Genomic DNA, 16222 nt, shown 5'->3' with positions numbered 1-16222 from the left:
CCCGTCATAAGGAAAACGGTTACTTTCTGGTCTTTACCTGACTCTTCTCATATCTGTCAATTCCATAGGAAAGCTTCATAAGCGAATCAGACAGATGAACATTCTCAACCTGTACATTCTCAGGAACATCAAGATCTACGTGCGCAAAATTCCAGATTGCTTTTATGCCGCAATTAACAAGCCGTTCTGCCATCTTAACGGCCTGGTCCTTTGGAATTGCCAGCACTGCAATCTCAATCTTATTATCTCTTACAAACTGCTCCATCTCTTCGATAGGACGTATTTCAATATTTCTTATTTTCTTTCCATATAGCTCGGGATTAAGGTCAAATGCTCCTTTGAAAATAAATCCTCTGTTGAAGAAATTATTGTAACCTGAAAGCGCCTGTCCTAAGTGGCCCGCGCCGATAATGATAAGAGTATGTTCTCTTCCGAGACCTAAGATCTTACCGATCTCATCATAAAGATATTCGACATTATACCCATATCCCTGTTGCCCAAAACCTCCGAAATTATTAAAGTCCTGCCTTATTTGTGAGGCTGTTACTTTCATCAGATCACTGAGATCCTGAGAGGAAATTCTCTCTATTCCCTGCTCTTTAAGTTCTCCCAAATATCTGAAGTAGCGCGGCAGTCTGCCGATAACTGCCTGCGAGATTTCTTTCTCCGCCATACTTCCTCCGTTGTCATTATAGGTATTTAGTTCTATATAGATTATACTATCTGTTAAAAATTAGTCAATCTGTAGCCTTCCCTTTCAAAAACTTTCAAAAATACTGAATTTTTCTTTCAAAAACAGGCATATTTCGGTTTTCTTTAAGAGCAAGTTTATAATATTTTAATGAATATATTTTATAATTCTAATGTCTGTAAATGGGTATTCTTGCAGATATTGAGGTAAAAAGATATGGGAATGTCAATTGGCGGAATAAGTGGATATAGTATGTATCAGACACAGCCACTGAATTATGCTCTTTCCAATCAGGCACCGGTCTCCGATGTTTATGATGAGCATAAGGCTGTAGGAAACATATCTACAGTTGCTCCTGTGGTTTATCCTAACGCACAGGAAGTAAAGGTTGGCGAGGTTGCCAGCACAGATGGTCAGGAAGCGACCCAGAGAGTCAGCCAGCAGTTCAACAACATTGCATCCAAATATAATGGTATGACAGTTGGCTATGGCAGAGATATGGGTGGTTATTCCTATAGCCAGGTCGGTAGTTCATTTGATGCATTTGCCTGAATTTCGTACATTATAAAGAAAAAAGGAGCATTCGTAAGACTTATCAAAGTCCTATGAATGCTCTTTTAGTTTTACTTAACTTATTACTGCGCCTGACTTCGAAGCAAAATTCTAATTTTTCCCTTACTCACTAAGCTCAGCCCATTCATCATAAAGTGTACCGAGTCTTTCTTCATTAGCAGTAAGCTCATCTGAGAGCTTTCTTACCTTTGTGAGATCCGTTGCAACTTCAGGATCTGAGAGTTCCTCATTAATCTTCTCATTTCTCTCCTCAAGCTTTGCGATCTCCTCCTCGCACTTCTTAAGGGCCGCTTCTATCTTGCGCTTTTTTGCCTGCTCTTCTTTTTGAGCCTTCCAGTCTGCCGCACCGGTGCTTTCCTTCTGCGCAGTCTGAGATGCTCCCGCAAGCTTACCAAAGGAGCTTCCTTTAGCAGCATCCTCCGAAGCCATCTCGATTCCTCTTCCAAAGGAGGAGGCACTTCCGCTTTCATTCAAGGTTCTTGCAGTCTGTTCCTCACAGTGCTCAAGATAGTAGTCATAGTTACCTATGTAATTTATCATCCTACCGTGAGTCAGATCCAGAATTCTGGTGGCTGTCTTATTGATAAAGTATCTGTCGTGGCTTACATATAAAACGGTACCTTCGTAGCCACTGATGGCATCCTCCAATATCTCCTTACTGGTGATATCAAGGTGGTTTGTAGGCTCATCGAGAATAAGGAAGTTGGCATCCGAAAGCATAAGCTTTGCAAGGGATACTCTGCCCTTTTCACCACCGGAAAGGTCACCGATTCGCTTAAATACATCATCTCCGGTGAACAAAAATGCAGCCAGTGTATTTCTGATCTCTGTGTTATTCATGGAAGGATAAGCATCTGAGAGTTCTTCAAAAAGAGTCTTCTCATTGTGAAGGACCTGATGCTCCTGATCATAGTAACCAACATGAACCTTAACTCCAAGAATAATCTCACCGGCATCAAGGGATTCCATGCCATTGATTATCTTAAGCATGGTTGTCTTTCCCGTTCCGTTATCTCCGATTATGGCAACCTTTTCACCGCGCTTTATGTCAAAGCTGATATTCTCAAAGAGCTTCTCACTGCCAAAGGATTTGGCAATTGAATCAACGTGCATAACATCATTGCCGCTGACACATGAGGGTGTAAGGGTGATTCGCATATCATCCCTGACCTCTGTGGGCTTTTCAAGACGCTCTATCTTATCAAGCATCTTTTCTCTGCTCTCTGCACGCTTTATGCTCTTTTCTCTGTTAAACTGCCTCAGCTTATCGATTACCTCTTCCTGATGCTTTATCTCTGCCTGCTGATTGAGGTAAGCCTTAAGCTTTGCTGCCCTGATTTTCTCACGCTTCTGCGCATAGGCCGTGTAATTGCCCTGATACACTTCTGCACTTGTCTGATCTATCTCAATAATCTTCTGAGCTATGCGGTCAAGGAAATATCTATCGTGAGAAACAATAAGTACAGCGCCTTTGTAATTCATCAGATAACCTTCAAGCCATTTGATTGAATTCATATCAAGGTGGTTTGTAGGCTCATCCAGGATTATGAGGTCAGGACTCTGAAGCAGGAGCTTACCGAGAGCGACTCTTGTCTTCTGTCCTCCTGAAAGAGTTGATATTCTCTTATCAAACTCCTCTTCCGAAAAGCCAAGACCCTTGGCAACTCCGATAACCTCACTCTCCCAGGCATAACCGTTCTTTAGCTGAAACTCATGGTTCATCTGTGCATATCGGTCCATCAGTTTATCCAGCTCTTCGCCGCGCAGGACATCCATCTGTGCCTCGGCACTGCGGATTTCCTTTTCAAGATTTATAACATCTCTTTTCATCTCGCGGAGCTCTTCGTAGATGTTGTGAGCGCTGTCTATGTTCTGGTTCTGTGCAAGATAACCTACTGTTACATCCTTTGAAAGAGTTACTGTACCGGTATCAGGAGTAAGCTCGCCTATCAACATACGAATAAGCGTCGTCTTACCTGCACCGTTAATTCCTACTATTGCTGCTTTTTCATTATCCTCAATATGAAAAGACACTCCTTTCAGAATGTCTTTTCCGTCAAACGACTTTGAGAGATCATGACAGTTTAATATCATGTGTAAATCCTCTATTTCAAAAACATTACAGATTTATCATCTGTTTGATACGTATTTTTCGTATCTATCATCCCTGATGACACCCTTAAAATCAAGTCCAAATCCAAAATCATATGTATTTCCTACAGAATCGGTATAAGGGTTGTAATCAAAGGGCTTGTCCTCACAGTGCTTCTCAACTGTCTCCATATCAGCGGGCAGCTGAACAGGAAGCATTGCTGAAGGCTCCGCACCTCCGCTTACGATGGTAAGAGTAGCCTTAGTCTCTACTCCAAAGTTCACAAGGATAGCATCTGCATACTTCTCGAATTCAGAAACCATGCAGGGATTATTCATTCTGATAGATACAATAACAGGCTTATCACCCATCTGCTCTCTTGCCTTTATTACAAGATCAAGATCACTTTCGTTGGCAGGTGTGTTGGATTTTCCCTTATAGGTTCTGTTATCGGACTCTTCACGGAAATCTCCGCCTGCAATGCTCACTTCTCTTGCTGCATCTGCTGTATAAGGTCTGTACTGAAGTGTTACAGGCCTGTAGCCGGTCTCCTCAGTATAACCGTCACTGATAGGGCTCTCGATAAAGCAAATAGCCATATCAGCTTCTGCAGGATCGTCAGTAACATCATAAAAAGGTGCCACGTCTGCAGGATTTGCTCCCGGGATATCCATTGCCGGCATCATATCTCTCATAAAGCCCTTATGAGCATCGATATGCCTTCCGGGAATGTAAACCTTCTTCCGTCCGCTTACGGGAAGAACACCGTTATTCTTCACCATTACGATACTCTTAAGCTGAGCTTCAAACCCTTCTTTTACAAACTCATCACAGCCAAGTATCTCTTTGCTTTCCTCAGGGTCAAGATAAGGATTCTCAAAAAGTCCGCATCTGAAGCTGTTAAGAAGAAGTCTTACTGCACTCTCCTCGAAGCGCTTTCTCATAGCATCCTCACCGTGACGCTCACAGCCTATCTTATAGGCTTCAAGAATAGGCTTGATATCATTATTTCCACCAAACTGATCAACACCGTTCTCAATGATACAAAGGTGTCTCTCAGCCTCTGTAAGGTCTTCAGTACCAAAGCATCTTGAACCGAAGGAATCAAGCTTCGGATTAGGATCCTGTGTGATACCCCAGTCAGTACATACGACGCCCTTATAGCCATATTTATCTCTTAAAAGGTCGCCGATAATGTATTTGCTGTAGCTGTTACCTACGTTTTTACCTGAAGGATCAACGCCGTAGCTGATTGTATAGTAAGGCATTACTGCAGAAGCCTGTCCTGTCTTATCAAGCTTAAATGCACCCTCAAGGAAGGGCTTTAAATGTTCCTGAAGATTATCTCCCGGATATACCGCAAACTTACCATAAGCATAGTGTGCGTCTCTTCCTGCTTCACAGGGACCACCGCCCGGCCAGTGCTTAACCATAGCTGCTACGCTGCTCTCACCCCAGCCATCTGCTTCAGGATCGTTCTGCAGACCTTCGCAGTAGTTCTTTGCATATTCAGTTACCAGCTTGCTGCTTGGACCATAGGTATCAGCTACTCTCATCCATCTGGGCTCTGTTCCAAGATCGATCTGCGGACCAAGCTCAGTTGTGATACCAAGCGCTCTGTATTCCTTTGCTGCAATACGTGCAAATTTCTTTACAGTTTCAGGTGAAAATGTAGCTGCAAGGCCAAGTCCAAGGGGCCACTTACTGGTATCCTTGGCTTCTGTCTTAAACTCTGCAGATGCACTTCCTGCACCATGTCTTGGATCCGTACTTGTGTTTACCGGAATTCCATGAGGCATCTCCTCGCAAAGTGCCTGCATTTCATTGTTCCATTTAGCTGCTATCTCGCCATTCTTAAGAACCATTGCAAGAACATATCTCACATGATCCTCAGTAAGGAATTTCTTCTGCTGATCAGTGAGCTCCCACTCATCAGCGCCACTTTCTGCAAGAGTTTTACCTCCGCGATAGGTTGCAGGGAACCAGCCGCCTCCGGCAGCGGGAACGATCTGGTGTGCACTGTACATCATAAGACCTGCTATCTCTTCAACGCTCATTCTTGATGCCAGATCCTTTGCTCTCTCCTCGGGAGTAAGTCTCCAGTCCTCGTAAGGAACCAACTCACCTGTGCGCTCAAGGTCCCTGAAAAATAACCCATCTTTTTCAATTACCGGCGCACTTGTAACACCAAGTGTTGGTCCCCCCTCGTTTTTAACAGTTTTAATATTTGCCATAACCCTAAATACCTCCTATATAAATTCCCTTAATTTATATTATACTTTACCTTCTTCTCTTCGCTAAGCTGTGCTCCGGGGAATTGTTTTTTTGCTTCCTCGATAAGCTGCTTATAGTCTTTATAGTATGTTCTGGACACTTCTGTCTGATCACTGCTTACAAGTATGGAATTATTACTCTTTAAATAAAACATACCTTCAGTAGCAGATCCAATACATCCATATCCGTTTGTCTCATAGAGCAGTGTACCGTAACCAACCGCCAGTGCCATGAGATTATCTTCTTCATCACAGATAATCTGTCTAACTGTTGCTGATGTATCGATGGATGAAGCCATGCACTTGTTTTCTATATCCCAGATACGTACCTTGTAATCATCTCCCTGCATTATCACATGTGTACAATCATCCGTAAATCCAACAAACGCACTAAGATATGTCTGCAGAGGTATCATTGCCTCTGTTTCGTATGATTCCGTATTTACCAGCCTTACATAGCCGTCTCTGCAGCAGATTGCTATTAGCTTATCGTCAGGACTAAGTGCTATGAACTCTTTACTATAGCTGTTAGCAACCGTGCTCAAGTTTTCACCCTTGAATTCCCTTGTAGCCTTGGCGTCAATATCTATTTCATAAAGAGTATCTTTGCCCTCGGATACATAGAGCTTATCAAGATCAGAGTTTATAAGGACCTTACCGATTGTCGACTCCGTTGAAGCCTGTACCAGTATTTCTCTTTTCTCAAGATCGATTGCCGCAATATTTCTTGAATCCCAGATAGCAGCCCCCTTGCCATCCTTTGAAAGAGACATGCTGTAGGTATACATATCAAGACCAAGATCCTCTAATGTTATCTCTTCCTCTTTACCTTCAAAAAGGTGGATTATCCATATACTGCGCTTATCCTGAAGAATTACCTTATCATTAAAAAGATGAATTTTATATATGAATTCACCCTTATCAAATGTATAGATTTTCTTACCGTCTTTATCGTAGAAATTCGCATTTGTATATTCACCGTAATCGGTAGTTGCAAAATACGATCCGTCGGGGGAAGTTATACTAGGTGTTTCTTTTCCCTCAAAGGTAACGAACTCTTCCAGATCCGGGGCATCATGCCATGAAAAAATATGCAATTCTTCAGCGGAATAAGAGCTGAGAATGATCTTATCATTAAAAAGTGCAGCATCCTTTACCGCAAAATTGGTTGTTATCTCGAATTCTGAATAAACACGCCCTGTGGAAAAATCTACAAAATCGATATTTCCCTGTCTGTATCCGACTCTTACATAGGGTGAGTCCACTATCATGGCAAGCATCGTAGCTTCTCCCGGAAGGTTAAATGACTTTACCATTTCTCCATTTTCCCCATTGAGAGTAAATGCGTCGGTACCTGAAGTAACTACAACTTCACTCTTTTTTTCACCCTTAACCGAATATGTGTGGGCTCTTATATTTGCATAGTAAGTAAGAAGGTTTTTACCAATTGTATCAAGATTCCTTGACCAGATTTTTTTATAATTCTCATCAAAAAAATCTACTGTGAGCTTGGTAACACCTTCTTGTATCATGTCCTTATTACCAACTAAGGTTGCGATTTGATTATCCTGTGTAACAGTAAAATCAAGGAAAACTCCATCTGTTACCTCTATGCTTTTATAAGAATTATCTTTAAGGTCAATAACCGAAATATAAGCACCCTCAGATTTATGATCGCCTCCGTATGTGTAGAATTTATTGTTATCTACAACATATCTGCCCTCTGATCTGAAGGATGCACCTGTATCATTATTAAAATAGGCTATCTCATTACCATTAGCTGTATCAAGAATACTTATGGACTCAGTACCAACAAGAATCATCTTGCCTTCTGATCCGCAGGCTTCGCACTGAACGATCATGTCTCCGGTAGTTAATTCATAGAGCTTATTTCCATCAAAATCATATTTAACGATATTATGTTCAGTTGTCACGTATAATCCCGTACTATCCGCATCCGCACTGGTTATTTCTTCATAATAATTTGAATCATCGATCACCGGTTGAATCTTAGTAATAAGAGACCAGTCCTTTGCATTCCACAAATAGACTCTGCCACCCTCATCTATTGTAACCAGCATTGAAGAATCATCACTTCTCTTCAAATAATCTACCGGAAGATCGTGCTGAAGGACTCTGTCTATTGTAAAATCGTTTGAATTGCTATAGGCATAAAGCACCTTTGAAAGGGCATACTCAGCGTCTGCAACATAAGGCCTGTCATTATCTTCTGACGGAAGTCCTTCTATTGCCACAAGAGCGGCATCCTCACGGGATCCCTGCTTGAACAGTGTAAGAGCCTCTTCTGCGTAGAATCTTGACTGATTTTCAAGCTTACCATCATATTGAATGGATATCTCTTCAGCGAGTCTGGACTTTTCATTCGCCAGCTGTTTCATCCTGGCAGCGACACTGGCATTATATATACCAAAAGCGGTTCCTGCCAGTGTTATAACTGATGCAGCAAGTGTAACGATACTTACCGCTCTCTTTATCCTGCGATCTCTGTCGCGCTGTCTAAGCTCATCATAAGTACAGCCAATTAGCGGCGCAGCCAAACGAAGCAGCTCCGTCTTGAACTTGGCATTAACCTCTTTTTTTGTGGCACCTCTCACATCGGCTGCAAGGGGCTCAACAGGATTTCCATTCTCATCTACAAGTAGCTGCGGAGGAAAGCTCTCTGCCGGCTCTCCCTCAATCAAAACAGCAAGTACATGATTTCTATCATGCATTTTGATGAATGATTCAATTTCCTTACAAACCCAGTATGATTCCGGTGTTCTTGGAGAACAGATTACTAAAAGATATCCTGATTCCTCCAGTGCCTTAGAAATATTGTCATCTAAATCACTTCCAATAGGTAACTCTTCCTGATCCCTGAATACACGTCCTATTTTCTTTCTGCCAATTTTATGTCTGACTGACTTTGGTATAACATAAGTTTCAAGCCCGGTATGGACTCTCTTTGCCATCTCCATATCACCGGGCGTGTGTCTGTAGCTGATAAATGCAGCGTATCTCATTTTGATTATTACTGCTCCTTGATATATGTTTTCTGAAATACATCATTCGCGATGACGTACATATCAGAGAGGTCATCCGTCCTTATTACAAGGTAATCCCCCTCTGTACCAAGATAGTATTTTTCCGGATCCCACTTAGTAAATACCTTTACTCTGTGGTCCAGCTTTTTGGCATAAATACCACATCCGCCCTTTGACAAACAGCTCTTTGCATAGGGCAGAATCTTGACTCTTTCACCGCTTACATGGTTTATGACTGAAGGAGCATACTCACCAGGATACTCATATTTCGCATCTGAGAGTCTGTAATTCTCTTCAAATTTCTCCTTCTTAATAGGATAAACTTCACCATCGATACCTATGACAATAAAAATGTCATCCTCAATAGTAGTATCGATATCCCCCTCAAATGTACGTATCATAATCTTTGTACCCGGCTCAGCCAGCTCGGTTGCCCGCAGGTATCCAAGTGACAGTTCTTTCTTTGTATAACGATTAAATGTCGAAATATCCTCATTATGATTATTTGCATATATGATCTCAGAATTTTCAAAATAATCCTGCAATCTGTCATCAAGAAAGCTTCGTATTGAGGCATTATCATAACTAATTCCGGCTTTTTCCAACAAATCCTTTTTCAAAAGTCCGCCTGCTTTTATAAGATGGCCACCGCCACCTCCAAATCCCGCAGCAAGAAAAGCTGCAAGCTCACTGGCCTTAATCTCTCTTACGCAGCTTCTTACGGAGATTTTAACGCCAAAGGGCATTACGCTGTAAACAAGACATGCATCTATGCTGTCAACCTCAAGAGTCATATCACTGATGATTCCAAGGATATTGGGATCACAGGGCTTAGACTCAACGATTGCATAGAGCAGCTTTTCATCGTAATATGCATGCTTAAGCGCATCTCCTGCTATTACAAGCTCAGCCTTGGATAAATTGGAATTCTTGAAAAGAACAATGTCCGTCATTCGCGGTTTGGCATAGTCTCTAAGGTCTCTGTCCGAAGGATGTGATATTTCCTCAAATCCTCCCGTATCTGTCATAAGACCGTAGTACAGTGCAGTGGCTATATCAACGTTGGAATTGATATCAATATCTTCCATTTGTAAGAGCTCATAAATAATCGTTGAGCAGGAACCATAATTGCTCCTAAGGGCAGACATTGCCGGCAATGTGGCAGATATCTGATGATGATCAATAGTAGCAATATTTTCCGCATCAAAATGCTTCACGTTACTTTCGCCATACTGGCAGTCAACAGTAACAAGAAGCTGCGGCGGTTTAAGCTCAGTTACATACTCTACGGGAATACCGAGATTATCTTTCATAAGAACAAGATTGCTCTTACTGATAGGTGCTCTTCCACCATAAATGAAACGAGATTTCTTATGATATTTATCCAGATACCACTTGAGGGCAAAGCCGCTGGCGAGGGCATCAGCGTCAGGATTATCGTGACACTGAATAACAATGTCATCGAACTCTAACAGATCTTTCAGACAAAAAGCCATTGTATTTCTCCACTATCTTTATTGCTGGCCGTCAGGCAAAAATAAACACGCACTTTGCCCCTCATCATATGCGTGTTTACTATTTAACCTTATTAAATTATTGCGGCATTGTCAAAGCTTTATTTGCTATTTTTTACATAGTTTCATAAGTATTTCTGATTGCTTTGATAAAGTTTTCGGAATTAAGTTTTTTAGCATTTGGATTTGAGGTTATGAGCACAAGATCTCCTGTCATCTGACCACCTTCAATTGTAGAAAGTGTGGCCTTTTCCATCTTATCAGCCCAGTCGATAAGTCCCTGAATACCGTCAAGCTCTCCTCTTTTTCTCATAGCTCCTGTCCATGCAAAGATAGTTGCTACAGGGTTTGTGGAGGTCTCCTCTCCCTTAAGATACTTATAGTAGTGTCTCTGAACCGTACCGTGTGCAGCCTCATACTCGTAGATTCCATCAGGAGAAACCAGCACTGAAGTCATCATTGCAAGACTTCCGCAGGCAGATGAAACCATATCACTCATAACATCGCCGTCGTAGTTCTTGCAGGCCCAGATAAAGCCACCCTTGGACTTCATAACGCGGGCTACGGCATCATCTATCAATGTATAGAAGTATTCGATTCCTGCTTCATCAAATCTGTTCTTGTAATCTTTAGCAAAGGTCTCATCAAAGATTTCCCTGAATCTTGCATCGTAGGTCTTACTGATGGTGTCCTTTGTTGCAAACCAAAGATCCTGCTTTGTTGAAAGAGCATACTCAAAACACGCCTTTGCAAAGCTCTTTATGGAAGCATCCTTATTGTGCATTCCCTGAATAATTCCGGGGCCGTCAAACTCCTGAATTGTCTGTCTGATCTCTGTTCCGTCAGCACCTGTGAAAACAAGCTCTGCCTTTCCTGCTCCCGGAACTGCGATCTCAACATTTTTATAAACATCACCGTAAGCATGACGGGCAAGAGTAATGGGCTTTTCCCAGGTCTTTACATTGGGCTCTATGCCTTTTACAAGAATGGGAGCACGGAAAACTGTTCCGTCAAGCATAGCACGGATTGTTCCGTTAGGGCTCTTCCACATCTTTTTAAGGTCATACTCCTCAACACGGGCAGCATTGGGGGTTATAGTTGCGCATTTAACAGCTACGCCATATTTTTTTGTGGCATTTGCACTGTCTATTGTAACCTGATCGTCAGTCTCGTCGCGGTATTTAAGACCGAGATCATAGTATTCGCTCTTAAGCTCAATAAAGGGTTCAATAAGATCTTCCTTGATCAGTTTCCAGAGAATTCTGGTCATCTCATCGCCGTCCATCTCTACGATGGGTGTTGTCATCTGTACTTTTGCCATTTCTAATCCTCCCGGTCAATTGTTTTTGTAGTTAAGTAAACCATTCTTTACCATATTATCATAAGCGCTTCTCATGTGCCTATTAGCAAATTCTTCGGCCTTATCCGGATTTTTATCCTTAATTGCCTCCATTATTGCTCTGTGTTCATCATTGCAATCCTTGCCTCGTTTTCCTGAAAGGGTCTTTTGTCTTATCCTCCAGACATACTGATGATAATCCTTCAAAAGATGTTCAAGCATCTTGGAATCACAGGACTCATAAAGGATCGTATGAAAACGATTATCCAGCTCAGCCAGCTGCTCAAGGTGTCCCTTGCTCTCATGAAAATCTGCAAGATAAACTATTTCCTCAAGTTCTTCCATCTGCTCATCCGTGATGTTGTCACAGGCCCATCGTGCGCAAAGTCCCTCAAGCTTGGATCTTATCATGTAAATATCATGGATATCCTCCACACTTATCCCGACTACATATGCGCCTTTATTGGGAATAATCTGCACAAGTCCTTCCAGCTCCAGCTGACGAAGAGCTTCTCTTACGGGAGTTCTGCTTACGCCAAGCTCCTTACCGATAGCAACTTCCTTAAGCTCCTCACCATCAGAATATTTCCCATTCAGAATATCATCTCGTATTCTGTTAAATACACGGCCCCTTAAAGAATATTTATCTGTGACTTCGTGCTTTAAATCCTTCTTCTCCATAAGCCCTCTCTTACAATGTCTTAACGGCTCCATCTGTTATTTCTATTCCGATAAGCTTTGAAACCTCATCGATCTTACTTGTAAGCTCCTCATCATACATAACAGTAACTCGGCCATTCTCATATTCACCGTCAACCCACTCCTTAAGAAGCTGTACGATCTGAGCATCTTTTCCAAGAGCCTGATCCCCCTTAAGATGATAATGAACATTGATCCAGTGAGCTATTCCGGCAAGACCTGATGTGTTTGAAACAGCACTTACAGGCGGTCTACCAAGGAACTTATCAGTATCAAAAATGTTATATATCTCCTCATTTTTAAGAAGTCCGTCAGCGTGAATTCCGGCTCTTGTCACATTGAAATTCTTTCCCACAAACGGTGTCTGTGGCGGAATATGGTATCCAAGCTCCTTCTCATAGTAGCGCGCAAGATCAGTAATAACCTGGGTATTCATTCCATTAAGTGTGCCCTTAAGCTGCGCATACTCAAATATCATTGCTTCTAGAGGCGTATTTCCTGTCCTCTCACCGATACCAAAAAGTGATGCATTTACGCCTGAACAGCCATAGAGCCATGCAGTTGTTGAGTTTGTAACTGCCTTATAAAAATCATTATGACCATGCCATTCAATAAGTTCACTGGGTACGCCGGCGTTGGTGTTTATAGCATAAATAATACCCTGTACACTTCTCGGAATAACGGCACCTGAGAAATTGACGCCATAACCCATGGTATCGCAGGCACGTACCTTTATTGGCAGGCCGTACTCCTCACGAAGCTTCATAAGCTCAACACAGAAAGGTACTACAAATCCGTATATATCTGCTCTCGTGATATCCTCTAAATGGCATCTGCAGGCGATTCCTTCTTCAAGGCAGTCTCTGATAACACTAAGATAATGCTCCAATGCCTGCTTTCTTGTCATCTTCAGCTTTAAGAAAATATGATAATCAGAACAGCTTACAAGGATACCGGTTTCCTTCATACCGATCTCTTTTACCAGCTTGAAGTCTTCCTTGCTGGCACGGATCCAGCTGGTAACCTCCGGGAATTCGTAGCCTCTCTCCATGCACTTATAAACAGCGTCCCTGTCCTTCTTGCTATAAAGGAAAAATTCACTGGCTCTTATCATTCCGTTAGGGCCGCCAAGCTCATGCATCATATCGTAGATTTTTACGATCTGCTCAGTTGAATAAGGAGCACGGGACTGCTGTCCGTCCCTAAAGGTTGTATCTGTAATCCAGATATCCTTAGGCATATTATGAGGAACGATTCTGTCGTTAAAAGGAATCTTCGGAACCTCATCATATGGGAACATATTCCTGAAAACGTTTGGTTTCTTCACATCATCAAGAATATACATATGCTCTTCAATCTGTAACAGATTGTTGTGCTCATTCATAGTTACTGGCCTGTTCTGGAATGTCTGATCCTGCATTTTTCCCTCCTGTAATTGCGTTAACTTCGCACCGTTTTGGCCTGCAAACATGTATATTCCACTCAGCTGACGCTCTCGCTCTGTAAAAAACGTAGCGGTACTAAGGCGTCATAAAACGCCGCCTAAGAACCGACGTTTTTTAAAGCAGCTTCGTGGAACATATATGTTTTCCGGCCCCACCGGCGCTAAATAAAATTCAATCTATTAGATTTTTTCTGTGATTGTAAGATTGGTTATACGACTTAATTTCAATCTTGCGTATCATTGTATACAATAATACCATGTATGTCAACGCTTTAAAACGTTAAAGTATCAAAATGTAATATCCGCCATTCACGAACATATATTTAAAAACTTTTAGCAATAACAACAAAATACCATAAGCACTTTCTTATTAAAAATATAAAAGTGCTTATGGCATATAAACTTAGATTATCCAATTTTTTATTAAGTGAACATTGCGTTTTTACAACTATGCCAAATTTTACTTTTGCTTGACCTTAATCGAGTATTTCACACCAGGATTACTATATCCAAAAGAATTATACAATCTAATATAATAGTAGCCATTTTTATTTGCCTTAATTGTCACTCGCCCTTTTTTCTCCAGCTCATAACCGGCACTACTATATTTGCTTCCATATTTCCTTGCATCCTTCTTTTTAGGATCATATATTTTAATTATTGTAGAAGTAGCTGAAAAATCGCTATAATTTCCTAAACTTATAACATATTTCTTACCCTTTTTTACCTTGAATCTAAAAAAATCCTGATCCATATCATTGTTTTCACCATATACGGCATTATACTTTTTCTTCAGCTTAAGAGTTGTTGCTTTTTCATAACTATCATTATTCTCAGCTTCCCAATAAGGATTTGCCACAGTGTTAATAGATATAGTACTGCTAATACCGCCTGAATATACTACAAAGGAGGGATCAAATCTCAGGATATAAATGCCGCTTTTTAAACCAACAGTATAATTATAACTACTTGTAGGTATATCTCTTTGGCCGGTAGTAAGACAATCCCAAACCGCATTTCCACTTGAATCGTACATATAGAGTTTATATGACGCAACCTCACCATAATCATCAAATGGTTTAGTAGCATTTATAGATACATAACCATTTTGTAGCATTGTAAATGATGCATAGAAATTCAAATCATCATTATATCTGGTCCATATTTTTGTATAAGATCTACCTGTTCCAAAATTCACCGGATTGTACATCGTTCCTTCAGGCGTAGCTGCTGAGACATCATTCCGTATACATAAAAGCATAGTCATAACAACGATAAAAACAATACTTCTCTTTATAATCTGATTCATATTTTCCTCCTAATATTTGATAAATCCTTATTACACTACTAATCATGATTCATAAGCACCGTCGCTAAGTAAGATTATCTTGTAACTAAACCTATTCCTCAACAGTGAACACTACTCTATTGGAGGTCCAGAAATTTGCTACATATTCAACTTCTACAGTTGTAGCATTATCAGGTACCATGTATGTCACTGTTCCCTTTGTTTTTCTTCCAGCAGACAAGGTTGCACTGATTCCATCATCACGCCAATAAGCCTGTTCACAATTTACTCCATCAGCATAACAATCAAAATCATAATATGTTACTCCCTGATCTGAATCACCTACATTTTCGAATTCAAAAGTACATGTAATATAGTGATATCCAGATTTAGGCTCTGAGAATTGACTATATGATGTATCTTTCTCACAGGAAATATATGTAACATTCATTTTTGATGACTCAACAATACTTCCTACACTATAAGCATCAGCAGACGCTGCCGTATTAGTCTTAGGTGTGTAGCCCGAGTCCTTTTCTCCATCATATATAAACTTGATCTTATCTGACGTGAACATATTAGTTGTATATTCAATTTCTATTTCTTTTGCATCAATTGGAACCTCAAATACAAGGATACCCGAAGTTGTTCTACCAGCTGACAAGGTAGCGGAAAGTGACTCATCATTTCCATAATGCATATCACAAGCATAACCATCTGCATAGCATTCAAAACTATAGAAAGAAACTGATGCATCTTTTGAATCTGAAATATTTTCGAACTCAAATTTTGCATAAATGTACTTCTTTCCATCTTGTGGTTGCATATACTCATTATCTTCATGGTAATCACCAGAAGATACATAAACTATACGCATATTCCCATCTTCAAGAATATCTCCTACATGATACTCAGTCTTTGCTTCTTTTGCTTCGGTTTCTTTAGCCTCAGTAGATGCTGTTTCAGTACCAGCAGACTTGGATTCTTCCTTTTTATCCGCAGTCTCTAATTCGCCAACCTTCTTCGTATCAGTATTTTTACTTCCGTTACTACCTGCACCAATTAAAAGAACTAATACTACAAGAACCCAAAACCACCATTTTTTATAGAATGGTTTTTTGTTCTTCCCCCCACAATGAGGACATACTTTTGCACTGGCAGCAATTTCCTGCCCACAATGTTTACAATTAATCATTTTAGCCATAAAAAACCGCTCCCTTCATATATGATTTTTGTCAGATGATTAGTTCTGACGTAAATGGATT

General features: G+C 40.9%; 11 protein-coding genes. 1 reads left to right on the top strand and 10 read right to left on the bottom strand.

Annotated features, from left to right (window positions below; genetic code table 11):
• Window positions 1-19: 19 nt before the first annotated feature.
• A complete protein-coding gene (locus G608_RS0100665; protein ID WP_026494376.1) occupies window positions 20-673 on the bottom strand; it encodes a redox-sensing transcriptional repressor Rex in 654 nt (217 codons plus the stop codon).
• A gap of 234 nt (window positions 674-907) precedes the next feature.
• On the opposite strand from G608_RS0100665, the gene G608_RS0100660 reads away from it, so the two are divergent.
• Window positions 908-1243, top strand: a complete 336-nt coding sequence (locus G608_RS0100660) for a hypothetical protein (protein ID WP_026494375.1) — start codon at window positions 908-910, stop codon at window positions 1241-1243.
• Between the two features lie 123 nt (window positions 1244-1366).
• Here G608_RS0100660 and G608_RS0100655 read toward each other — a convergent pair whose 3' ends face one another.
• The 9 genes from G608_RS0100655 to G608_RS22050 all read right to left on the bottom strand — a co-directional run bounded on the left by G608_RS0100655 (window position 1367) and on the right by G608_RS22050 (window position 16161).
• Entirely contained in the window at window positions 1367-3358 is a 1992-nt protein-coding gene (locus G608_RS0100655; protein ID WP_026494374.1) for an ABC-F family ATP-binding cassette domain-containing protein, read from the bottom strand.
• A 36-nt stretch (window positions 3359-3394) separates the two neighbouring features.
• Window positions 3395-5590: a glycoside hydrolase family 3 protein gene (locus G608_RS0100650; RefSeq protein WP_026494373.1), complete on the bottom strand. Its 2196-nt coding sequence runs from the start codon at window positions 5588-5590 to the stop codon at window positions 3395-3397.
• Window positions 5591-5619: 29 nt separating this feature from the next.
• On the bottom strand, window positions 5620-8652 hold the full coding sequence (locus tag G608_RS19395) for a toll/interleukin-1 receptor domain-containing protein (protein WP_035794248.1): 3033 nt from the start codon (window positions 8650-8652) through the stop codon (window positions 5620-5622).
• An 8-nt stretch (window positions 8653-8660) separates the two neighbouring features.
• Complete coding sequence (locus tag G608_RS19390; protein WP_035794392.1) at window positions 8661-10169, bottom strand: DHH family phosphoesterase; 1509 nt, start codon at window positions 10167-10169, stop codon at window positions 8661-8663.
• Window positions 10170-10302: 133 nt separating this feature from the next.
• Window positions 10303-11508 (bottom strand): NADP-dependent isocitrate dehydrogenase, encoded by a 1206-nt coding sequence (locus G608_RS0100640; RefSeq protein WP_026494372.1) that lies wholly within the window; start codon window positions 11506-11508, stop codon window positions 10303-10305.
• 15 nt (window positions 11509-11523) lie between these two features.
• Entirely contained in the window at window positions 11524-12207 is a 684-nt protein-coding gene (locus G608_RS19385) for a GntR family transcriptional regulator (protein ID WP_035794245.1), read from the bottom strand.
• Window positions 12208-12217: 10 nt separating this feature from the next.
• Window positions 12218-13645 (bottom strand): hypothetical protein, encoded by a 1428-nt coding sequence (locus G608_RS0100630; RefSeq protein WP_026494371.1) that lies wholly within the window; start codon window positions 13643-13645, stop codon window positions 12218-12220.
• A 484-nt stretch (window positions 13646-14129) separates the two neighbouring features.
• Entirely contained in the window at window positions 14130-14978 is an 849-nt protein-coding gene (locus G608_RS0100625) for a pre-peptidase C-terminal domain-containing protein (protein WP_026494370.1), read from the bottom strand.
• 91 nt (window positions 14979-15069) lie between these two features.
• Window positions 15070-16161, bottom strand: coding sequence for a DUF4352 domain-containing protein (locus tag G608_RS22050; protein ID WP_051208652.1), 1092 nt, complete (start codon window positions 16159-16161; stop codon window positions 15070-15072).
• Window positions 16162-16222 lie beyond the last annotated feature (61 nt).

It is taken from the genome of Butyrivibrio sp. WCD3002, from assembly GCF_000424265.1.
In the GTDB taxonomy this organism is placed as follows: Bacteria; Bacillota; Clostridia; order Lachnospirales; family Lachnospiraceae; genus Butyrivibrio.
Note: the sequence above shows the minus strand (reverse complement) of the source record. Positions and strands in the feature narration are given on the sequence as shown.